The organism is Wandonia haliotis (genome assembly GCF_039523435.1).
Taxonomy (GTDB): domain Bacteria; phylum Bacteroidota; class Bacteroidia; order Flavobacteriales_D; family Crocinitomicaceae; genus Wandonia; species Wandonia haliotis.
On the sequence record NZ_BAAAFH010000002.1, the window covers coordinates 1 to 22,370 of the forward strand.

Below are 22,370 nucleotides of genomic sequence, written 5' to 3' on the forward strand. Positions count from 1 at the left end.
TCCCAGCAAACATGTGTTTGCTGGGATATAATTATTGTTTATTTTAGTCTAAAACCTGTATCGGTTATTTAGGACTAGTCATGGGGTTAATCCATGTTTTTTACAGAAATAGTTTTCCTGTTGGCTTCAGGCATTGTACCAAATACTCTGTCCCAAAAAGAAGTGGTTACTCCAAATGCTCTGTCGTGTTGTTGATAATGGTGGATATTGTGATGTCTCCACCAGAAATTAAATCGTTTTGGCGCCGGAACTTTGTGAATGGTATAATGCACTGTCATATAAGATACATATCCAATCATAAATCCGGGTCCGAAAGTGTACGCGTAATTTCCGATAATCAGGTAAAAAACACCAAAGAAAATGGCAGCAATCAGCAATGAAGGAACCGGAGGTAAAACAAGTCGATCCTTATCATTCGGGTAGTAATGATGGATTCCGTGAAAAAGGTATTGAATCCCTGAAGAAAAAGTGGCATCACCAATCTTATGATATAAAAAGCGATGCATAAAGTACTCAGCCAACGTCCAGGAAAAATAGCCGGTAAAGAAGGCCAGGATAATTGATGTTGCACTTGGATTGATATTCAGGTAATAGTACCTTATCAGGAAAAATGCGATTACAAAGTACATCAATAAAATAACGATTGGATGGGTTTTGGTTAGCAGCTCAAGAAATTTATTTTTAAAGAGCTTTGGCGATTTACTATTCGGGTAAACGGGTATTTCGTATTGGCTCATGACTAGTTATTTTTGCAAATGTCTTAAAAAAATGGAAAACAATTCCCTTAAAATATATTAAAAAAACAATATTTTAACATAGGATAAGGAGAAATGTTTAGATAAATTTTTTTGAAATAAAAGTATGATGCGCATAATATAAGGTGAGAAGTACTGCCTGTTTTTATTTTTATAAGGGGTTGATTTGTAGCTGTGAAAAAATAAAGTGTTACAAAAAGAGGAATCAGAGATTGAAAAACGGGAGGTAAGGTGTAGTATACGATACAGTAGAAACTAAAGTGCAGATAGGAAACTGTAGGGGACTGTATTTTTGAGAAGAAAAATGAACGGATAAAATATAGCTTGAGATAGAAATGTTTCAGGAATACATAAACAGTGGTGATTGGTTCATTTCGTGTAAAAAATAGGATCATATCTTCACATCCAATTAGGGGTACTTATCCGGAGATGTAGTGAAATTCGTTATCTTTGCAGGCTGTAACACCACAGAAGTAGAATGGTGTAAGAGGCTAAACGAAAAAGAAAACAATGTTTAGACATCAGGGCAAAAGCAGAACACTTACACATAATCTACAAATCGCTACCGTTCTGTCTTTTGTGGCTGGAATCGTAAATGTTACTGGTTTTTTAGCATTTCAACAGTTAACAACAAATGTAACCGGACATTTTGCATTATTTATCAATGATATAGCCAATGCAGATTTTTGGAAAGGAACCATCTATTTTCTCTATATTTTTTCTTTCTTATTTGGTTCATTTTTATCGGGCTTTCTCATTGAAATGTTCCGGGAAAGTAAAAAACTAAATATTTTTCTGGTTCCGATGATACTGGAATCATTGATCCTGATTTCAATTGCATTGGTTGGTAATATTGCAGAAATAATGTATCCTGATAGTATTGTTTGCCTGTTACTTTTTGCAATGGGATTACAAAACTCATACGTCACAAAAATTTCCAATGCTATTGTTCGGACGACGCATCTGACCGGACTTTTTACGGATTTAGGAATTGATATATCACTATTATTTTTCCCTAGATCACATCCGAACAGAGAGAAGTTAAAAGCAAATATCAAACTTCGTTTATACATTATTTCATTCTTTTTTGCAGGCGGGTTGATTGGTGGTTTTCTATACTCTGAGATCGATTTGAAACTGAATACCTTGTTCTTCGGAGCTTTTATATTGCTAATGAGTCTATTCTATGATGATTTCCGGTTTAAACTGATTAAGGCTAAAAGGAAATATGCCAGTAAGAGAGTTCTATAATCAGTTTTTGAAAAATTCCAATTAGTGATAGTATATTTGTTCGGTAATCATAAATAACAAAATCAACCGTTTTCAGAGTGATGAGGTATTTAATTAATCATCTATCGGGAACATTAATATAATGTATATGAATAAGGTACTACTACTTCTTCTGGTTCAGTTTATAGTTGTTTCATTTTTTGCGCAAACAGATCAGGAAAAAGCGTTTGAAAAAGCGAAAGAAGCGATAAAAATGATGGATGCAGGGCAAATTGATGAAAGTATACAACTGTTGAGGGAATGCGAAAAAATGGATCCTGAGAACTATCAATATCCTTACGAAATAGCTTATGCGCATGTTTTGAAAGAAGAGTATGATAAGGCTGCAAAAATTCTAAAGAAAGTAAAAAAGTATAAGTTTATAAATAGTCAGGTTTATCAAATGCTAGGGAACTGTTACAGTTTAATGGGAAAACCTGAAGTAGCCATAAAAGAGTATGAAATGGGGATGAAAGTCTTTCCTAATTCAGGTAATTTACACTTGGAAAAGGGTAATATATACCTTGGACAGGGAAAGTATGATGAAGCTGTTGTTAATTATGAGAACGGAATTGCTGTTGATCCGACATTTACATCGAACTATTACAGACTCGCGAAGTTGTTTTTAAATTCAAGGGATAAGCTTTCAGGGTTAATTTATGGTGAGATATTTATGAACTTAGAACGAACTACTACAAGGACTCAGGAAATGAGCGAGCTTCTTTATGATGCTTATCAGTCATCTATCACGTTGGGAGATACGATGAGAGTAACTTTTTGTAAGGTGATTATTGATGCTGCTACAATTGTTTCGGGAGAAGAATTTCGTTTGCCTCTTTGTGCTGTTTTTGAAAATAACTTCATTTTAGCCTTATTAGGAGAACAAACACTCGATTTGAATTCTCTCGCCTCAATTCGAAAAAAATTCATTGAGAATTATTTCAAAAAAGATGCTGAGGAATATCCAAATGTGCTTTTTCAGTTCCATAAGCAAATGCTTGATAATGGTGTTTTTGATGCATATAACCATTACCTGTTTCAAATTGGTAACCAGGAAGAATTTAACCAGTGGAAAGAAAGTCACCAAAAAGAATTTGAGGAGTTTGTGGTTTGGTATATTCAGGAAGAGAATAGTTTGAAAATAACGAATGATACTAAGTTTATCAGGTCAAGATAGGTAAGTGGGGGAATGGTATTCTATCGGAAAATACTGAATTGTCAATTGATAATTTGTAGTGTGCTGATGGTCAGTTTTTCTGATCTTTACAGTCAGGGGTTTGATTGTTCTGAGTTTTATCGTACATATTGTAATCAAGTAGGAGTTGATTCGATACAAATCCGCAAGAATACAATAGATTTTACTGATAATGGAGGAAATGTAACTGTAAACTCTATATTGGGGTGCATAAATAATCTGGATGCTTTTTGCGCAGGGATTCAACAGGCTTTAGAAAAAAAGGAACTCTCCATTCGGCAAATAGGAGATCCGGGGCATGTTAGTGTATGCCATTACTTGTCGTATGAGGAGTATGGTATTCATTTAGTAATGACTGGAGATATAATAATGGATTCAGGTGTTTTTGATGAAAATGCAGGATTTAATTTTATTATGAGTCAGCGCATTAAGGATAGTCTTGGTAGAGTAGTATTTGAGAGTCTTGGAAAAACACACACAGGTAGGATTGATATTGATGATTCGCAGCTTCAAACATTATTTACGTCACTGTATGTAGATAATAAAACAGATTCGACACTGTATGTGAAAATGAATGAATCCAAATTGCTTCAAACAGCATTTAAACATCTCAGGGGTGTCATATTTATAGATGCATTAACTAAAAAACAGTTTTCTTATTCTGAATTGTTACAGGGAATAGAACTAAAATGTAGAGGGGATCGGGAGCGAAGAAGTTATTTGAAGATAAACTTCAGCGAGTATGAAAACCCAGCTTTTTGTACCAGAGATGACTTGATATGGATTCTACCAATTAACTTTAGAGAATAAAAATTGGGAATGAATACTTCTGATAAAAAATTCTGGGAAGAACGTTACGACGAGCAAAATACAGGGTGGGATTTGGGACAATGTTCACCACCACTGAGAGATTGGTTTGATAGAGAAGAGAACAAGCAACTGAATATTCTGATCCCCGGAGCCGGAAATGCGTATGAGGCAGAGTATTTATACAAATCAGGCTTTACCAATGTGGTTGTACTTGATTTTGCAGAAACACCGATTTTGAATTTCCGGAAAAGAGTAATTGATTTCCCGCAGGAACAATTGATCTTGCAGGATTTCTTTGAGCATGAAAAAAAATATGACCGTATTGTAGAGCAAACATTTTTTTGTGCTATTCCACCCGATTACAGAGAGCGATATGTGGAAAAAATAAAAGAATTGTTGGTGCCGGGAGGTAAACTGATTGGGGTTTTGTTTGATCGTGATTTTCCTGCAGGTCCCCCGTTTGGAGGAAGTGCAGTAGAATATAAACAACTGTTTGAAACCCACTTTTCTTCGGTGAAAATTTATCCGTGTTTACATTCAGTTACTCCCCGAATGGGAACAGAAGTATTCATTGAAATTGAAAAGTGATAAAATAAATACGAAAAAATGAAACCTTTACGGGAAGTTGCCGTTATAAGTTCATAACGGATCAATTATTAACTTCTACAGGTTAAGGATAACGGGATGTCTCTGGCATCCCTTATTTTTTGTTTAAAAAAACAATACGATCGTCTGAGATGTCGGCTGAAAACACAATTTTATTTTCCTGATAAAAATCACTCCTGACATTCGACGAATTGATTAACTTTAGCGGCTCAAATTTGATAAAGATGACACCAAAATTCCATACACTGAAAGTTAGTGACATTCGAAAAGAAACACCGGATTGTGTATCCATTGCCTTTGAGGTGCCGGATGCCTTAGTTAGTGACTACGTGTTTCTGCCCGGACAGTACCTGACATTAAAGCGCGATTTTGAAGGAGAAGAAGTGCGTCGTTCGTACTCCATTTGTTCAGCTCCGTTTGAAAAGGAATTAAGAGTGGCGGTAAAGCAGGTTGAAAATGGTAAGTTCTCAACGTATGCGAACCAGGAATTAAAGATTGGTGATTTATTGGATGTTATGACACCGGTGGGGAGATTTTGTCCGGAGATACAAGCTGAAAACCATAAACACTATGTTTTGGTTGCAGCAGGATCAGGAATTACCCCTGTTATATCAATTGCGAAGTCGGTTCTTAATGAAGAGCCTGAAAGTCAGGTGACATTGTTATATGGAAATAAAGGGGTAGGTTCTATTATATTTAAGGAAGAACTTGAAGCGTTAAAGAATAAGCATCTGACGAATTTGAACCTGATCCATGTGTTGTCCCGGGAAAATTTAGGGAATGACATTCAGCGAGGAAGAATTGATGCGGGAAAGTGCGATGCTATTTATGATTCATTCTTGAAAAATCAGCAGGTAGATGAAGTATTCATTTGCGGACCTGAGAAAATGATTTTGGATGTGAAAGATCGAATGGATTCGTATGGTATTCCATCATCACAGATTCATTTTGAGTTGTTTACAGCAGCTGTTCCTAAGAAAGAAGCTTCTGTAGCAAGCGGACCAAAGATTGAGTCGAATGTTACAGTGATTCTTGATGGCGTTGAAATGGAAATACGTGTGAATTCGGATGGTGATAATATTCTGGATGCTGCGTACAATGCCGGTGCGGATGTGCCTTTTGCCTGTAAAGGAGGGGTGTGTTGTACCTGTAAGGCAAAAGTTCTTGCAGGAACGGCGAAAATGGATGTTAATTATGGATTGGAACCGGATGAAATAGAAGCCGGATATATCCTGACCTGTCAATCGCATCCGACTTCGGAAAAACTGGTCGTGTCATTTGATGACTAATTTTGATAGTAGAAAGAGAAAGATAAGAGAGAAAGAATGGGATTATTGGGTAAGTTATTTGGTAAGAAAACGGAATCATCACTCAGAATTCCGAAGGGATTTGTACTGACAACCGTAGAGAAAATACAACGGGAGACACCACTTTCTGTAAGTATTCAATTCCGGATTCCGGAGGAGCATAAAAGTCGGTTTAATTTTATTCCGGGGCAATACATAACTGTTTTGGTTACTGTCAATGGGAAAGAAGAAAGACGATCATACTCACTTTGTAGTTCACCCGAAGAAGGAATTCGAATTGGTGTAAAAGAAGTAGAGGATGGTATTGTAAGTACTTTCCTGAACCGGCAACTGGCCGAAGGACAGGAAATCATGATTTCTTTTCCCGAAGGAAATTTCCGATTGAAGGAAAAAACAGGAAATTATGTAGCTTTTGCAGCAGGAAGTGGGATTACACCGATTTTATCTATTGCTAAAACACTCGCTGGAGCAGGTGGAAAACTGAATTTGTTTTATGGAAACAGAACGCAGGAAACAATTATGTTCAGATCTGAGTTGGAGCAATTATCTCCGGCTGTTCAGGTGAAACATATATTGTCGGGTGAAGAGCTTGAAGGATTCGGAACGGGGCGGTTGAATAAAGACAAAATCAGTGAGATTATAAAACAAGATCTTGCTATGCTTCGTGCTGATGGTTTTTTCATTTGCGGACCGGAAGAAATGATCGTTTCAGCAATCGAAACACTCAAACTTTTTGGCGTACAGGAAGATAAAATCATCTATGAGCTGTTTACAACACCTGTTCTTATGAAATCCAATGAGAAAAAGGTTGTGGCAGAACAATTTGAAGGAGTTTCTCACGTCGAAGTAGAGATGGATGGTGAAATGATTACTTTCGATTTGGCTACAAAAGGAAAAAGTATTCTGGATCATTTGACAGATATGGGAGAAGATGCTCCATACTCTTGCAAAGGTGGAGTTTGTTGTACATGTCGCGCAAAAGTAACGGAAGGATTAGCCGTAATGGATTTGAATTACTCCTTGACGGATAAGGAAGTTGAAGAGGGGTATGTGTTGACTTGTCAGGCACATCCTGCCAGCGAAACGTTAAAACTGACATACGATGAGTAAACAGGTCGTTATCATCGGAGCAAGTAGGGGAATAGGGGAAGAGTTGGTACATCAGTTTGCTAAACAGGAGGATTGCCAGGTTTTGGCTTTATCCCGAAACAGTAAGCAAATGTCAGAGGTGTTTTCAGAGTATCCATCTGTTACTTGTGTCACATTCGATCTGGATGGAGATAAGGTACGTGAAACAGCAGAAAGGATCTTTGCGGGAGTAGATAAGATTGATATTATTATCAATAACGCCGGGAAGTTGGTAAATAAACCGTTCCTTTCTCTGACAGCCGAGGATATTCGTTCGTGTTACCAGGTAAATGTGATGGGAGTATTTTCCGTTATGCAGGCGGCACTCCCTAAAATGTCTGCTGGCGCCCATTCCGTTATGATTTCGAGTATGGGAGGTTTTCAGGGATCGGTTAAGTTTGCCGGACTGAGTGCTTACAGCACATCGAAGGCCGCATTAGCTTCACTGACGGAATTACTGGCTGAAGAATACAAGGAAAGTGGAATAGCATTTAATTGTCTTGCATTGGGAGCAGCTCAGACAGAAATGCTAGAAGAAGCTTTTCCAGGGTATCAGGCTCCTGTTTCAGCTTCACAGATGGCAACCTTTATTGCTGATTTTTCCTCCAGTGCACATCAATGGATCAAAGGAAAAATCATTCCGGTTTCGCTTAGTACTCCCTGATAAAGAGTAGTAGAGAGAAAGCTACATAGCTGCCAATAAAAGTTCAATATCCTTGTAGGGTAGACCGAAAACCTTACCGAGAATTTCACTCGTCAGCGTTCCTTTGTACATATATACGCCACTTCTGAATCCGGGATCGTTTTTAATCAGCTCTTTACAGCCACCCTGATTCCCCATTTCAATAAGAATAGGAGAAAAGATATTGGATAACGCAAAAGAGGCCGTACGCGATACCCGTGATGCAATATTGGGTACACAGTAATGGATAACCCCATGCTTGGTAAATGTTGGGTTATTGTGATTCGTAACTTCAGAAGTTTCAAAACAACCACCCTGATCGATGCTTATATCCACTATAACGGAACCCGGTTTCATTTCTGCAACCATTTCTTCCGTGACAATACAGGGAGTTCTTCCAAGCGGTGCCCGCATAGCTCCTATTACTACATCTGCACGAAGAAGAGCTTTGGAAATTAGTTTCGGTTGAAGTACCGAAGTGAAAATTCGTGTTCCGATATCGTTCTGTAAGCGACGTAGTTTTGAAAGTGAGTTATCAAAAACTTTTACCGAGGCTCCCAGTCCGATGGCGGATCGGGCAGCGAATTCCCCTACTGTTCCGGCACCAAGAATTACTACCTCGGTGGGTTGGACACCTACAATACCTCCTAGCATCAATCCTTTTCCATTAGGATTGGAAAGTAATTCGGATGCAACCAGAATGGCCGTATTTCCGGCAATTTCTCCCATTGTTCTGACTACCGGGAAAATTCCCTGATCATCCTGAATATAGTCCCAGGCGACAGCAGTTATTTTCTTACGGTACAATTTTTCCAAAGTGGCTTTGGGTTGTACAGACAACTGCAAGGCGGACAAGAGCGTTTGTCCCCCCGGCATTAATTCAATTTCTTCTTCCGAAGGAGGGGCTACCTTCAGGATAATGTCACACGAAAAGACTTCCTTTTTATCATAACAGATTTCAGCACCTGCTTCAGAGTATTCATTGTCCGAAAACTTTGAATGCTCCCCAGCTTTGGATTCGACACGGATTCTATGTCCGTTTGCTGTAAGCAGGGAAACGGCCTCAGGAGCCAGTGCTACCCGGTTTTCCTGAAAAGAAGTTTCTTTGGGGATTCCAATAAAAAGTTTCCCCCTTTTTCGGCCTATTTCCAGTGTCTCTTCCTGCGGAGATAGTGATCCTGCCTTAAGCAGATGTTTCAGCGTTTCCGGATCTGTTATCATAACTCTACAATTAGCGTGCGTGATTGATCTTCATTTACTTCAATTTTCACTTCTACGTAATCTTCCGGTAAAAGGTTTAAAATTTTATCCGGCCATTCGATAAAGCAGATGGAATCCTGATAAATAATCTCTTCAATACCAAGATCAAGTGCCTCTTCCATACTCTCAATGCGATAGAGATCAAAATGAAAAATGGGACCGTACATGTACGAGGAATACTCGTTGATAAGTGCAAATGTGGGGGAGGAACCATCATCTCGGGCATCCATAGCTTTCAGGAGGGCTTTCACGAAAGTCGTCTTTCCGGCTCCCATCTGTCCGTTAAAACAAATGATTTTTCGATCCTTGATGAGTTCCAGAAATTCCTTCGCGGCACCGATAAGATCTTCAACCTTTTGAACGTGTATTTCTTTTTTGGTTTCCATTACAATCATTTGGCCTGCAAAATTACGAAAGGTATAAGAATTTCTTCAAGAGAAATTCCTCCGTGTTGAAAAGTATTTCCGTAGAATTTTACAAAATGATTGTAGTTATTCGGGTAAACAAAGAAGTCTTCTTCTCTGGCAAATACGTATTCGCCTGAAACGGATGTTTTAGGTAGAAAAGCATCTCCCGGATTTTTGATACTGAAAGCATCCTTATCTTTGTAACTGAGGTTACGTCCTACCTTATATCGGAGATTCGTATTGGTACTTCTTTCTCCTACAATCTTTACAGGGTTCTTCACACGAACGGTTCCGTGATCGGATGTGATAATAAGGCGTCCGTTTGTTTCAGCTATTTTCTTTAAGATGTCTCTTAGAGGACTGTGTTCAAACCAACTCATCGTAATGGAACGGTATGCAGCTTCGTCATCAGCTAATTCCCGGATGACTTCCATGTCTGTGCGGGCATGGGAAAGCATATCAACAAAGTTATATACGATAGCCGTGAAATCATTGTCCACGATCTTATTAAACTGATCTGCCAGTTTTTTCCCGGCATCGTAATTGGTGATTTTATGATAGCTCCAACGGATATCTTTACCCAATCGTTTTAGTTGAGCTTCAAGTAACTCATTTTCGTGATTATTCTTACCGCCTTCGGCATCTTCGCTGACCCAAAGTTTAGGAAATTTACGTTCAATTTCTCCCGGCATCAACCCGGCAAAAAAAGCATTTCTCGCATATTGGGTAGCTGTCGGAAGAATAGAGTAAATAATAGAGTCACTTTGAATGCTGAATTGTTCTGTAATCAAGGGTTGTAACACCTTCCACTGATCGTAACGCAGGTTGTCAATCACAAGTAGAAACGTTTTCTCTCCTTTATTGATGTGGGGAGCTACACGATGTTTAAATACCGTATGAATCATCTCGGGAGAATCATCAGCTCCGTTTAACCAGTCCGTATAGTTATCCTCAATGAATTTGCCGAACTGCTGATTTGCCTCTTTCTTTTGCATTAGCAGAATTTCATTCATACTATTGTCACGAGAATTAGCAAGCTCAAGTTCCCAGTACACCAGTTTCGCATATAGTTCAGCCCATTCTTCTGCATCTAAACGATCTCCCATTCGCATTCCCAGATTTCTGAATTCCTGTTGATACGATGAATTCGTTTTTTGCGAGACAAGTTTTGAATGTTCCAGTGTCTTTTTCAAACTGAGGAGAATCTGGTTGGGATTGACCGGTTTGATCAGATAATCGGCAATTTTAGCTCCGATCGCTTCTTCCATAATATGTTCCTCTTCACTTTTAGTGATCATAATAACAGGAACAGAAGGTCTGCGTTCTTTTATTTGTGTCAATGCATCCAGTCCGCTGATTCCGGGCATGTTTTCATCCAGGAAAATTACATCAAAAGAAGTCTCTTTGTTTTTTTCAATGGCATCCCCTCCGTTATTTACGGTTTCTACTGTATATCCTTTTGATTCCAAAAAGAGTATGTGAGGCTTTAGTAAGTCAATTTCGTCGTCTGCCCAAAGAATTTTTGTACTCATTCGTTTAAATATTTGTTAGTTTTGACACCAGATATTAAAAATAAGGTTTTGCAGTCAAATTCCCTAATTAATAACAAGAAGAAAATAGTTAACGATCCGGTGTACGGTTTTATTTCCGTTCCGGGATCGTATTTTTTCGACCTGGTGGAACATCCTTATTTTCAGCGATTGAGAAGGATCAAACAATTAGGGTTGACAGACCTTGTATATCCGGGAGCTTTGCATACCCGTTTTCATCATGTTCTTGGTGCTATGCATCTTATGGATAAAGCATTGACAACCTTGAAACGAAAAGGTACTGTAATTTCCCCGGAAGAAGAAAAAGCCGTTTTAACGGCTATTCTCTTGCACGATATTGGCCACGGTCCGTATTCACATACACTTGAACATACCATTATCAAAGGTGTGACGCACGAAGAAATATCGGGTGCGATTATGAAACGTCTGGCAGAGGAGTTGGGAGATGAACTGCTGCGGGCCTTACATGTATTCGAAAATGATTATCCGCGACCGTTTTTGCACCAGTTGGTTTCCAGTCAGCTGGATATGGATCGGATGGATTATTTGAATCGGGATAGCTTTTACACAGGAGTTTCCGAAGGTAAAATTGGTAGTGACCGGATCATTGAAATGCTAAATGTGCATAATGAACAGCTTGTTGTAGAAGAAAAAGGAATTTATTCGGTGGAAAAATTCATTACTGCCCGTAGATTAATGTACTGGCAGGTCTATCTACATAAAACAGTTGTGGGAGCTGAGTTTATGCTGATTCGAATTTTGGAACGGGCAAAGGAACTTGTGCGATCAGGAGAAGAGATCTTTGCCAGTCCTGCTTTACGGTTTTTCTTGGAAAATGATATCTCGAAAGATGAATTCCTAACCAATCGGGAAGTTCTGGAAACATTTACGCGGTTGGATGATTACGATATTATGGGCGCCATTAAAGTATGGTGCAGTCATAAAGATCGCATTCTTTCTTTGTTAAGTTCAAAACTGGTAAACCGAAAGCTATTAAAGGTAGAGGTATCTAAAGAACCCTTTAGTCCGGATCGCCTGAACCTCGAGCGGGAAATGGCAGCAAGTCTTCTCGGAATCTCATTGGAAGATGCTCATTATTTCGTTTTTGCGAATAGCCTGACAAACAATGCTTACTCCAGCGATAAGCAAAATATTAACCTGCTCATGAAAAACGGAGAAGTTATCGATTTACCGCATGCTTCCGATAACCTGAATATTTCAGCGTTATCAAAACCGGTTAAAAAATACGCGCTTTGTTACCCCGTAGGGTAAGTACCCGCATGTATAGTACAGGTACTTATTTTGGTTTAGATTTTTGCTACAGGCCATTCATCTCCGTCAGGAAATTGATTTTCCAGATAAAGAGAAATCTCTTCGGGTGAACAAATACAGCTCTCCAGTTGCTTCAGGATTTGCTGTTGATCCATATCCTGTCCGATGAAAACAAGTTCATTCAAGCGATCTCCAAAGTCTTTGCTCCATCTTTTTTCAATTTCTTCATGATAATCTAAGAAAGAGGCTATCGTATTCTTTCTTCGTAGGGCATACTCGCCCACCAAACACCGGCACTGTCTGCCCGGAGTGCTCCTCCTGCCTGCGACCAGTTTATAGCCTGAGCTGGGCGGGAAGCCATCCAAAGTAGTCCTTTACTGCGGATAATGGTGGAAGGAAACTCTTTTGTCACAAAATGCCATGAACGATGTGGATGAAAAGGCCGGTTATCACGAAAAACAAAGGAAGAAATTCCATACTCTTCTGTTTCCGGAGTATGATTACCTTCCAGTTCTTTGATCCATCCGGCAGCATTTTCTGCTTTTTCATAATCGAACAGCCCCGTATTAAGTAGTGTCGAAGGAGCAATTTTCCCAAATTCAGAAGTAAGAATTTTTGCTTCGGGATTTAGTTTTTTCAGAACTGCCTTAAGAGTTACGAGTTGCTCCGGACTAATGAGGTCGGTTTTATTAATCAGAATAACATTTGCAAACTCAATTTGATCAGTCAGGAGATTAACGATTGTTCGGAGATCTCCTTCCATGTCTGTAAGTTCCCGGTCGGACAAATATTCATCGCTGCCAAAATCCCTGAAAAAATTAAAGCCGTCAACGACTGTAACCATACAATCAATATAACTATAATGACTGAGGTCAATGCTTCCGTCTTCACTCACAAATGAAAAGGTTTGTGCAACAGGAACAGGTTCACTGATTCCCGTACTTTCGATAAGTAAGTAATCAAAACGGTTAGATTTGGCTAACTTTTCTACTTCAATCATAAGGTCTTCCCGAAGCGTACAACAGATACAACCGTTTGACATTTCTACCAGTTTTTCATCTGTTCGGGAAAGGGTGTATTCCTTTTCCACGAGTTTCGCGTCAATATTAATTTCACTCATATCATTTACAATAACAGCAACCTTCAGGTTTTCTTTATTATGCAAAATATGATTGAGAAGAGTGGTTTTTCCCGCTCCCAGAAAGCCACTAAGCACTGTTACCGGAAGCTTTTTTCTATTTTGAATCATGTTGTTATTTTACCAGTTTAAAAAATTCTTCCCGTTCTTTTACGGAATTAAAGATTCCAGAGTAAGAGGTGGTAATCGTATCACTTGTTGGATCTTTTACACCGCGTAAACTGACACATAAGTGACGGGCTTCTACATAGATAATTACATCTTTTGTGGATAAAACTTCTTTTAGTTCCTCTGCGATCTGTTCGGTGAGTCGTTCCTGTACTTGTGGGCGACTGGCATAATATCTCACGATACGATTGATTTTTGACAGCCCGATTATTTTTCCCGTTGATTGATAGGCAACATGTACTTTTCCTATCATGGGGAGGAAATGATGCTCACAAAATGAAGTGAAACTGATATTTCTTTCAATCAGAAGCCTGGAGTAGTTATAGGAATTGGAAAATATAGAAACAGAGGGTTTGTTTATGGGATTTAACCCGGCGAATAACTCCTTAACATACATTTTTGCAAAACGATAAGGAGTTCCTTCCAGACTATCACTTGTCAGGTCAAGTCCTAGCGTTTCCATAATCTTTTGAAAATGAAAAGCAATTTCAGTCATCTTCTCCTCGTCACTTTTCTCGAAAGCATCCTCTCGGATCGGATACAATAATTGTGAGAATTCGTGATGATCTCCCTGTTCCTCGAATCGTTCTGTTTTATTTGTTTCTAAACTCATTTTTAGTGGCGAAAATAGATAGAATATTCCATTTATGCAACTTAGTTGCATAAATGGAATGGTACAATTTGAATAAGCAGGAGAAACAAGTAAACAATAAAGAAGTACTTTATTACGTTATATTACTGTTGTTGACTCTGTTGATTGTTTCTTTATGTTCCATCTGAACTAGCTGATAAAGAAAAGTCAAAATTCCCTGTAACTTTTTTGAATTACTTACTTATAGAGGTAAGGACCAGTTAAAACCAAATAAAACCAATAAGCTATGACAGTTAACCCATTGTATCACCATACTCCGGAGAAAATTCAGCGTGAGTTGGAGTGGATACAGCATGCAAAGAGGGACCCGGAGAGGTTTGCTCCTTTGTATGACAAGTATCATGAACAGATATTCAGGTACATCTATCAGCGGATGGATGATATGGATATGGCAGCAGACGTTACGTCTCAGGTTTTTTTGAAAGCAATGAAAAATCTGCACAAGTACGAATTCAGGGGGGTTCCTTTCGGATCGTGGTTGTACCGGATTGCAAAAAGTGAATTGTATCAATCGTTCAGAGAGAAGCAGGCTATAAGAACGGTGAATGTAGAAACAGTACATTTGAGCGAGATGATGGATGTTTTTAGTGAGGAAGAAAACGAAGTCAACAGAGCAAAATTATTTGCCTGTATCGCAAAACTGAAAGAAGATGAGGTGCAATTACTTGAAATGCGGTATTTTGAAAAAAGACCTTTCAGGGAGATTGCCGAAATTCTTGATGTAACAGAAAATAACGCTAAAGTACGCTGCTTTAGAGTCGTAGAAAAATTAAAAAAACTCTTTCATAAAAAGTAAACTATGGAAAAATTCAAAATGAATCTGGATCGTGAGCAGGTTTCCAGGGAACAGATTCAAGGTTATCGGAATTTTAACCAGCTGAAAAAAGATTTTGAGTTGATAAAAAAACCGATTTGGAAGACCCCCTGGTTCTGGGGAGCCGGGGGAGTAGCTTCCACCACTATACTAGTCACCATTTATCTATTAACCCAGTCAAAAAACATAACGCATGAAATAAACTATACTCAGGCAAATCTTTTCCAGTCTACTACACTAATTGATCAGGAAAAAACGGAATCTGAAACGGTAACTATTCAGGAAGAATTGGTTGCTGAGTACCGTAAGGAAACCAAAGAGCAGGGTGCTTCTGAAACGAAGGCGAGTATGCCGGATCAGGAAAGTAGCTCGGATAAGACTATTTCTTCCACTCCGGAGAAAAGTGAAGAATCATCAGGTAATCGTCCTGTTATCCGTTTGGATATTGTAGAGGAAGAGTTTCCGGAACTGGCAAAGTTGTCAGGCGCATCTCTTGAAGTACTGAAAGGTTCGCGCTTCGATCCTTCCTGGTTTGAGCAAACCTGGGATGATGTTGAGTTGATCAGTCTCGCTGAAAATAAATTCGTATTGAAGTTCAGTTCAGGAAAAGAACTGAATAAACTCTATGTTCGCAAGCTATAAGTAAACAGGAGTTATGATTCGAATAAGTGTGCTGCTTTTTCTTTTAGTGGCGTTTATACCTGTCGTATCTTCTCAGGAATACACCTTGAAGATTCGGAAAAAGATTAAAGAATCTGATTATTATCCGCATTTTGATCGGGTTATGGATGGAGATATTGCTATAGACAGGTTGTGTTCATCAGTTCTGACTAATAATTTAGGATGGAAAGTAGTTTCGTATGCGCTTTCTTATGGTGCGGACACAGGAAGTAATATCCTTTTCATGGAAGGTGACAAAATTCCGGCTGATTTATGCAGAAGATGGAAAGCGGGAGGTTACGAAAATCTGGCGTTGTATTTTACCCGTATTACAGCGATTGATAAGGAGGGAAAATACTATACATTGAGTAACCTCAGGTTAATATTAACGAATGATTAAAGAAATCGGTCTAATGGCTTGGTTTTTATGTTATTGGTTTAATTAAAAAAGAGGTGTGTATAAAAAAAAACGTGTGTTTTTTTCGTAAAAAGTAAAAGCTTTGTAAATTAGCGTTTTAAAATGAACTGGTTAAACAGTAAAATTGAACCACACTATGCAAATATTAACTAAAGTTCAGCATGTTATGCTGGCAGGTCTGGTGCTTGTCGGATTTTCATACACGCTGAAAGCTCAACCTACGAATTTTAATACTTCCCGAAATTGGGCGCTTCATAAAAAAGAAGTCTATTTTGGTTTAGGTGCAACCCAGTTCCTAGGAGATGTCGGAGGTGGAAAAGGTGAAGGTCGTCAAAAGACATTCCTTGATCTTAACTTTCCTGCTACCCGTATTGGAGGACATGTAGGATTCAGATACCGCTTTCACCCGATGTTTGCAACAAAAACACATTTGAATATCGGTATGGTTAGTGGTGATGATGCGCTTTCCAAAGATGAAATTCGTTTTAACAGAAATCTTCATTTCAGATCAATAATTATAGAGCTTTCTCAACAGTTAGAGTTCATTTTGTGGTCCAATGAACAAGTAGGGCGCCGTTACCGCGTTCCGGGGTTGAAAGGTTTCAAAAATAAAGCATCTCAGATTTATCTTTTCGGAGGAATTGGTATTTTCTATTACAATCCTCAGGCACGTTACAACGGAAGCTGGACAAGTCTTCGCCCATTGGGTACGGAAGGACAAAACTTCGATGATGGAGCAAAAAAGTATGGCCCGGTGAGTGTATCTATTCCTATGGGATTAGGATTTAAAGTGGGGATTGGAAGAACCTGGAAACTGGGAATGGAGTTTGCGTATCACATGACATTTACGGATTACATTGATGATGTTTCTACAGTATATTACAACGAAGCTGCATTGGCAGCTCAGGATCCTGTTGCAGCTTCATTGGCAAATCCTACACTTCGTCCTGATTGGTTTAATTCAAATTCAGGTTCCAATCAAAGAGGAAACTCAAAAGATCGGGATGCACTGTTCTTTGTTAATGTAACATTGATTAAAAATATTACTTACTCGAATAGAACTGTTGGAAAAACCTCTGTTCGTTGGCGTTCGGTTAAGGCGAAATTCTAAAAAATATTTTTCGAAAGAACCTGTTGATTTGGGTGTAAGGTTTTTAACTTTACACTCAAATTTTTTTTATGTATAAGTTAATTCGCTCCTTCCTGTTTAAGGTTGATCCTGAGAAAGCACACCACTTTGTCTTTACTGCATTAAAAACGCTTCTGGCTATTCCCGGAATGAAATGGCTGTGGAAAAAATTATATGTAATCGAAGATAAGCGGCTGGAAAGGGAAGTGTTTGGAATTACTTTCAGGAATCCGGTCGGACTGGCAGCCGGGTTAGATAAAAATGCCGAATTATTCAATGAACTTGATTATTGTGGATTTGGATTTATAGAAGTAGGTACAGTTACACCCAGGCCACAGGACGGAAATGAGAAACCCCGTTTATTTCGATTGCCGGAGGATAACGGGCTGATCAACCGAATGGGCTTTAACAATGGTGGAGTAGAGGTAATGGTAGAACGTTTGAAACAACGAAAGTCAGGTCTGATCATAGGAGGAAATATAGGGAAGAATAAAGTGACTCCGAATGAAGAAGCAGTGAGTGATTATATATATTGCTTCAATGCCCTGTTTGATTCTGTTGATTACTTTGTTGTTAATGTAAGTTCTCCAAATACCCCTAACTTGCGTGAATTGCAGGATAAAGAACCTCTATTAGCCTTATTGAATACCCTGCACGGAGAGAATAAGAAAAGGACTTCCCCAAAACCAATTCTGTTAAAGATTGCACCGGACCTTAGCGATTCGCAGCTTTTGGATATTATAGATATAATTAAAGAGAGTGGTATTCAGGGCGTGATAGCAACCAACACTACGATCTCACGTGAAGGTCTTACAACCGATCAGAACCGTATTCAGGAGATTGGGGCAGGAGGATTATCCGGAAAACCGGTAAAAAACCGATCAACAGAAGTTATTCGTTTTCTATCTGAGAAATCAGGAAAGGCTTTTCCTATTATCGGAGTAGGTGGAATCTTTACTGCTGCTGATGCTATTGAGAAGCTGGAAGCAGGTGCAGACCTGGTTCAGGTGTACACCGGATTCATTTATGAAGGACCTGCAATGATTAAAAACATTAATAAAGAGATCCTTCGGAAATACAAAAAATAATTAAACAGAAATCTCGGATACATTATTTAGAATATCAACAAATATTCATTATTTTTAGCCATGCAAAGCTTGAAACTGATCGAATGTCCGCGTGATGCCATGCAAGGCATCAAAGAGTTTATTCCTACGGAAAAGAAAATTGAATATATCAACTCACTACTTAAGGTAGGGTTTGATACGATTGACTTCGGGAGTTTTGTAAATCCGAAAGCGATTCCACAAATGGCACATACGGAAGATGTGTTGAAAGGTCTTGATTTGAGTTCGACAAAGTCAAAGCTTCTGTCTATTGTAGCGAACAAGCGTGGTGCGGAAAATGCGTCAGTTTTTGAAGAAATAGATTACCTGGGGTATCCGTTTTCTGTTTCAGAAACTTTTCAACAGCGAAATACGAATGCTTCTATTGAAGAATCTTTTATTCGGGTAGAGCAAATCCAGAATATTTGTAAGAAATCAGGGAAAGAGTTGGTTGTGTATCTTTCGATGGGGTTTGGAAACCCTTATGGTGATCCATGGAGTCCGGATCTGGTTACTGAATGGTGTGAAAGACTATTTTCACAGTTAGATATTCGGATCATGGCCTTATCCGATACGATAGGTGTTTCAAATGATGAAACAATACGCCAATTGATGACAACTGTTATTCCTGCTCTGCCTGAAGTGGAGTTTGGTGCACATCTTCATACGACTCAGGAAACTTTTGCCGAAAAAGTCAAAGCTTCAGTGGAAAGTGGCTGCTTCAGATTGGATGGCGCAATAAAAGGTTTTGGAGGTTGTCCTATGGCTAAAGATGACCTTACCGGGAACATGCCAACTGAGAAGATGGTACATTGGTTGCAGGAGAATGGATATGAAACAGGGTTGGATATGGAAGCGTTTAACAAATCGCTTACATTGAGCGGAACCGTTTTTCCCTTGTAAGAGTATCGAAACAAATGTGAAAAAGTCAATTATGAAGTTAATTTCTTCCTTTTTATGTATTTGTTTACTCGTTTTGGTCTCCTGTGGAGAAGATCAGACCAAGAAGACTTCCTGGGAATCGGGAGATGAAGAAGAGATAGAAATTCCAGAAGACTTTGTAGCGGACACGATTGCTATCCGGAATTTATTTGATGAATTGACATTCCCGGATACGGTGATGTATGATTTGTTGGCAGAATTAGGTATTTGTGATACGGTTAAAGGTGCTGAATTCAATATCCATAAACCACCCTGTGAGCCTCGGTTTTATAAGTTTTTCCGGTATAAAAAAGACATGCCCTGGAAGGAAGGATTTGCATTGGAGATCAGAGCAGGAGTAGAGGAGTTCTATCTAAGACGTTTTATCTTATTTGAACGAATAGATGGAAAACTGACAAAAATTCAGGGGTTTGTTGCAAATTTAGTGGAGCAACATACTACTCACACAGGCTATTATGATTTGATGTTACTGTTCAGGGATGAGGAAGCAGGATCCTTTGTAGTGAAATATTCATGGGATAAAGATCGGTATGTTTACCGTTCTGTAGAGGCCATAGATGGTTATCTGGTAAAAGAAGAAAGAAAAGATTCCATATCAAACGTCGTACACCAGAGATTGGAAGAAAACAGTATGTTCTTTTGACAAAACAACTAAGATTCATATTTTTTACTCCTTTACTACTACTCGTATTAACGGGGTGTATCCCGGAAGGAGATTTACAACCGATTATTCCAAAAGATTATCTCAACGATAACAGTTCTAAAGTCTGGTTGGTTGCTGAAGAAACAGAAGGGGGAAAAGATTACTCTCCTTTCAAAAGAGAAAAGAAACAAACCTTTTTATTTTTTGATGACGGTACTTTTTATGTACAGCAATTAGGAGATTGGGGAACAGGTAAGTTTTATTCGGGAACTTATATTTTTTCTATAAATAACAGAAATAGTGAGTTGCAGTTAGATCTGGATTACGGAGGCGGTAATAAAGTCGGTTTTTGGGTACTTGAATCTCTACGAAATCGATTTGTATTAGAGTACAAAGATATTCCGGAAAGGAAAATTGTTTTAACGACAATAACGAAGCCGGAGCGATAAATCTTAGATCATACTGAAAATGATTTGTGTAGCGCCGATTTGATCGCTCATAAAATTGCTTACCTGATTTCGTAAAGTATCACCTCCCGATAGAATCGATGAATACGCATTCAGAAAAGTCGTTTCGTCAGAAATAGAAAAACCGATTCCAGCTTGTATAAAAGTTTGTGCCTCCGGAAACTTAGTGTGGTTCGGACCGAAAATTACCGGAAGACCGAAAGAAGCCGGTTCTAAAATATTGTGAAGTCCATTGCCAAAGGCTCCTCCTACGTAGGCATAATTGCCATAATAATAGGCACTGGCCAGCAATCCGATACAATCGATAATCAATACATGGGTTTGTCCGAAATCTGTTGAGGAATCACATGAAGATAACCGTAGAAAAGGCACAGATAACTTTTTTTCAATAGCTGTTATATGACTTTCGTGTACTTCGTGTGGTGCAATAATAATTCGTTCAGGAATAGCTCCTGAATTGATAAGTGGAAGCAGTAAATCTTCATCTACAGGCCAGGAACTCCCAACCACCATAACCGCATGGTTTGAAGAAAACTTACTGAGAATGGGGTGGGAAACAATGTGTTTTACATTTTCGGACACTCTGTCGTATCGTGTATCACCACTTATGGTAACATTTGAAATGCCAATGCTATTCAATAACTGTTTACTGCTTTCATTTTGTACAAAGAAATGAGTAAAACAACCCAATACTTTCCTGAAGAATTGATTGTTCTTTTTGAAAAAACGTTGTTCTTTTCTAAAGAGACCGGAAACATTATATACCGGAATTTTTTGTTGTTTTAGTTCAAAAAGATAATTAGCCCAGAATTCATATTTGATAAAAAAAGCTTTGTCCGGTTGTAATATGTCTATAAAATCCCGGGCATTTTGGGGGGTATCCAGAGGCAGATAGAGAATACAATCTGCTCCTTCGTAATTTTTACGAATCTCGTACCCGCTGGGACTGAAAAAAGTAATAACAATCTTTTGGTCAGGATTTTCATGTCTGACACGTTCCAGTAGAGGTCTTCCTTGTTCAAATTCACCCAAAGAAGCACAATGAAACCAGTAACAGCCTTGTAAAGAAGGTTGGTTATACAGTTGTTTACGCCAGTTTTTCCTTCCGGAAATCCATTTTTTAGCCTTTGGAGTAAAAGGTTGGGCAAGCCATACTATAACTCCATACGCCCGGATTCCGAGATTATAAAAAATACGCATTAGTTAAAGTAAACAGATTTAGCCTTTCGTTTATAAATCGGAATGTACCAACCGCCTCGGATACCTAACTGGAAGTCGTACAGAATTCCCTGATACGACGGAGCTCCCGTGTCATAAAAATAACTCCTGCTGTATTTGGTGAATCCCTGATTGGCGTAGAACCCGACGTAGAAATGAATTATTCCCCGCGTACTGAGGTGTGAATATCCTACAAACTGATGAAGACTTAATCCTACTGCCTGTCGATCATATCCTCGTTTATTTTCTGTTTCTATCATCGGAACAACGTCGTATGTTGTTTCAATTCTGATCTTGGACAATGTATATCCGGCACCGAGGGAAACATATAATCCCGAATTGGGATTCGGACCAAACCATGGGAAGATCTTACCGGCGTGGGCATTTACATTAAATCCACGTTGGAATAGCTCGACTACAGCCTGTCCGCCTCCAACTTCAGTAATAAATCCCTTGTCATCTACCAGGTGATCAAATAAACCTTCTACACGGATGGAATTCCCGAAATTGAAATTACCTTCTACTCCGTATACCCAGTTCTTTTTCGTTTTATAACCGGCTGTAAGCCCGATCTGGTTGGTATATCCATATCGTTTTGCCAGATCCATCGTTGGAAAGACAGCTGTGTAATGAATCCCTACCATTGGAGTACCAATCGCCTCATCTTTTAAATTACGCTGCCCGAATGTGTAGGAAGTTGCTAAAAGAATAATAAACAGTAACCGAATCTTCATAATTACAAATGTATAAATCAGAAACGTAAACTATTCCGAT

The 22,370-nt window shown here is 38.8% G+C and carries 23 protein-coding genes and 1 pseudogene; 16 read left to right on the forward strand and 8 right to left on the reverse strand.

What is annotated here, in order from left to right:
* Positions 1-86 precede the first annotated feature (86 nt).
* Positions 87-737 (reverse strand): sterol desaturase family protein, encoded by a 651-nt coding sequence (locus ABDZ97_RS00290; RefSeq protein WP_343783887.1) that lies wholly within the window; start codon positions 735-737, stop codon positions 87-89.
* Positions 738-1,265: 528 nt separating this feature from the next.
* On the opposite strand from ABDZ97_RS00290, the gene ABDZ97_RS00295 reads away from it, so the two are divergent.
* The 7 genes from ABDZ97_RS00295 to ABDZ97_RS00325 all read left to right on the forward strand — a co-directional run bounded on the left by ABDZ97_RS00295 (position 1,266) and on the right by ABDZ97_RS00325 (position 7,734).
* A complete protein-coding gene (locus ABDZ97_RS00295) occupies positions 1,266-2,006 on the forward strand; it encodes a YoaK family protein (RefSeq protein ID WP_343783889.1) in 741 nt (246 codons plus the stop codon).
* Positions 2,007-2,133: 127 nt separating this feature from the next.
* Positions 2,134-3,201 carry a tetratricopeptide repeat protein gene (locus ABDZ97_RS00300; protein ID WP_343783891.1) on the forward strand — a complete coding sequence of 356 codons (1,068 nt, stop codon included), beginning with the start codon at positions 2,134-2,136 and terminating at the stop codon, positions 3,199-3,201.
* 66 nt (positions 3,202-3,267) lie between these two features.
* On the forward strand, positions 3,268-4,029 hold the full coding sequence (locus tag ABDZ97_RS00305) for a hypothetical protein (RefSeq protein ID WP_343783893.1): 762 nt from the start codon (positions 3,268-3,270) through the stop codon (positions 4,027-4,029).
* A 9-nt stretch (positions 4,030-4,038) separates the two neighbouring features.
* Positions 4,039-4,617 (forward strand): methyltransferase domain-containing protein, encoded by a 579-nt coding sequence (locus ABDZ97_RS00310; protein ID WP_343783895.1) that lies wholly within the window; start codon positions 4,039-4,041, stop codon positions 4,615-4,617.
* Between the two features lie 242 nt (positions 4,618-4,859).
* Positions 4,860-5,924: a 1,2-phenylacetyl-CoA epoxidase subunit PaaE gene (gene paaE, locus ABDZ97_RS00315; protein WP_343783897.1), complete on the forward strand. Its 1,065-nt coding sequence runs from the start codon at positions 4,860-4,862 to the stop codon at positions 5,922-5,924.
* Positions 5,925-5,960: 36 nt separating this feature from the next.
* Entirely contained in the window at positions 5,961-7,052 is a 1,092-nt protein-coding gene (locus ABDZ97_RS00320; RefSeq protein WP_343783899.1) for a 2Fe-2S iron-sulfur cluster-binding protein, read from the forward strand.
* Complete coding sequence (locus ABDZ97_RS00325) at positions 7,045-7,734, forward strand: SDR family NAD(P)-dependent oxidoreductase (protein ID WP_343783901.1); 690 nt, start codon at positions 7,045-7,047, stop codon at positions 7,732-7,734. Before ABDZ97_RS00320 ends, ABDZ97_RS00325 begins: the two co-directional genes overlap by 8 nt.
* A 21-nt stretch (positions 7,735-7,755) precedes the next feature.
* Here the strand turns inward: ABDZ97_RS00325 and ABDZ97_RS00330 are convergent, their stop codons facing one another.
* The 3 genes from ABDZ97_RS00330 to porX are packed head-to-tail and all read right to left on the reverse strand — an operon-like array spanning position 7,756 to position 10,951.
* Positions 7,756-8,973 (reverse strand): alanine dehydrogenase, encoded by a 1,218-nt coding sequence (locus tag ABDZ97_RS00330; protein WP_343783903.1) that lies wholly within the window; start codon positions 8,971-8,973, stop codon positions 7,756-7,758.
* Positions 8,970-9,398 carry a tRNA (adenosine(37)-N6)-threonylcarbamoyltransferase complex ATPase subunit type 1 TsaE gene (gene tsaE / locus ABDZ97_RS00335; protein ID WP_343783905.1) on the reverse strand — a complete coding sequence of 143 codons (429 nt, stop codon included), beginning with the start codon at positions 9,396-9,398 and terminating at the stop codon, positions 8,970-8,972. Before tsaE ends, ABDZ97_RS00330 begins: the two co-directional genes overlap by 4 nt.
* Positions 9,399-9,403: 5 nt before the next feature.
* Positions 9,404-10,951, reverse strand: a complete 1,548-nt coding sequence (gene porX, locus ABDZ97_RS00340; RefSeq protein ID WP_343783907.1) for a T9SS response regulator signal transducer PorX — start codon at positions 10,949-10,951, stop codon at positions 9,404-9,406.
* Between the two features lie 48 nt (positions 10,952-10,999).
* On the opposite strand from porX, the gene ABDZ97_RS00345 reads away from it, so the two are divergent.
* Positions 11,000-12,241 carry an HD domain-containing protein gene (locus tag ABDZ97_RS00345; RefSeq protein ID WP_343783909.1) on the forward strand — a complete coding sequence of 414 codons (1,242 nt, stop codon included), beginning with the start codon at positions 11,000-11,002 and terminating at the stop codon, positions 12,239-12,241.
* Positions 12,242-12,276: 35 nt separating this feature from the next.
* On the opposite strand, the pseudogene ABDZ97_RS00350 reads toward ABDZ97_RS00345, so the two are convergent.
* Both ABDZ97_RS00350 and folE read right to left on the reverse strand, forming a co-directional pair.
* Positions 12,277-13,490 (reverse strand): annotated as a pseudogene (locus ABDZ97_RS00350) (GTP-binding protein).
* A 4-nt stretch (positions 13,491-13,494) separates the two neighbouring features.
* Positions 13,495-14,160 (reverse strand): GTP cyclohydrolase I FolE, encoded by a 666-nt coding sequence (gene folE, locus ABDZ97_RS00355; protein ID WP_343783911.1) that lies wholly within the window; start codon positions 14,158-14,160, stop codon positions 13,495-13,497.
* A gap of 265 nt (positions 14,161-14,425) precedes the next feature.
* Between folE and ABDZ97_RS00360 the strand changes: the two genes are divergently transcribed.
* The 8 genes from ABDZ97_RS00360 (at position 14,426) to ABDZ97_RS00395 (ending at position 20,360) form a co-directional block, all read left to right on the forward strand.
* Positions 14,426-14,995: an RNA polymerase sigma factor gene (locus tag ABDZ97_RS00360; protein WP_343783913.1), complete on the forward strand. Its 570-nt coding sequence runs from the start codon at positions 14,426-14,428 to the stop codon at positions 14,993-14,995.
* A gap of 3 nt (positions 14,996-14,998) precedes the next feature.
* Positions 14,999-15,655, forward strand: coding sequence for a hypothetical protein (locus ABDZ97_RS00365; protein WP_343783915.1), 657 nt, complete (start codon positions 14,999-15,001; stop codon positions 15,653-15,655).
* Between the two features lie 13 nt (positions 15,656-15,668).
* The gene (locus ABDZ97_RS00370; protein WP_343783917.1) at positions 15,669-16,073 is read left to right on the forward strand and encodes a hypothetical protein; all 405 of its coding nucleotides are present in this window, start codon (positions 15,669-15,671) and stop codon (positions 16,071-16,073) included.
* Positions 16,074-16,227: 154 nt separating this feature from the next.
* Entirely contained in the window at positions 16,228-17,202 is a 975-nt protein-coding gene (locus tag ABDZ97_RS00375; RefSeq protein ID WP_343783919.1) for a DUF6089 family protein, read from the forward strand.
* Between the two features lie 68 nt (positions 17,203-17,270).
* Entirely contained in the window at positions 17,271-18,308 is a 1,038-nt protein-coding gene (locus ABDZ97_RS00380; protein ID WP_343783921.1) for a quinone-dependent dihydroorotate dehydrogenase, read from the forward strand.
* 60 nt (positions 18,309-18,368) lie between these two features.
* Positions 18,369-19,229, forward strand: coding sequence for a hydroxymethylglutaryl-CoA lyase (locus tag ABDZ97_RS00385; RefSeq protein WP_343783923.1), 861 nt, complete (start codon positions 18,369-18,371; stop codon positions 19,227-19,229).
* Between the two features lie 31 nt (positions 19,230-19,260).
* Positions 19,261-19,911 (forward strand): hypothetical protein, encoded by a 651-nt coding sequence (locus ABDZ97_RS00390; RefSeq protein ID WP_343783925.1) that lies wholly within the window; start codon positions 19,261-19,263, stop codon positions 19,909-19,911.
* Positions 19,908-20,360, forward strand: coding sequence for a hypothetical protein (locus ABDZ97_RS00395; protein WP_343783927.1), 453 nt, complete (start codon positions 19,908-19,910; stop codon positions 20,358-20,360). The genes ABDZ97_RS00390 and ABDZ97_RS00395 overlap by 4 nt, the downstream gene beginning before the upstream one ends.
* Before the next feature lie 3 nt (positions 20,361-20,363).
* Here the strand turns inward: ABDZ97_RS00395 and ABDZ97_RS00400 are convergent, their stop codons facing one another.
* Both ABDZ97_RS00400 and ABDZ97_RS00405 read right to left on the reverse strand, forming a co-directional pair.
* Positions 20,364-21,578: a 3-deoxy-D-manno-octulosonic acid transferase gene (locus ABDZ97_RS00400; RefSeq protein WP_343783929.1), complete on the reverse strand. Its 1,215-nt coding sequence runs from the start codon at positions 21,576-21,578 to the stop codon at positions 20,364-20,366.
* Positions 21,578-22,330, reverse strand: coding sequence for a hypothetical protein (locus tag ABDZ97_RS00405; RefSeq protein ID WP_343783931.1), 753 nt, complete (start codon positions 22,328-22,330; stop codon positions 21,578-21,580). The genes ABDZ97_RS00400 and ABDZ97_RS00405 overlap by 1 nt, the downstream gene beginning before the upstream one ends.
* Between the last annotated feature and the right edge of the window lie 40 nt (positions 22,331-22,370).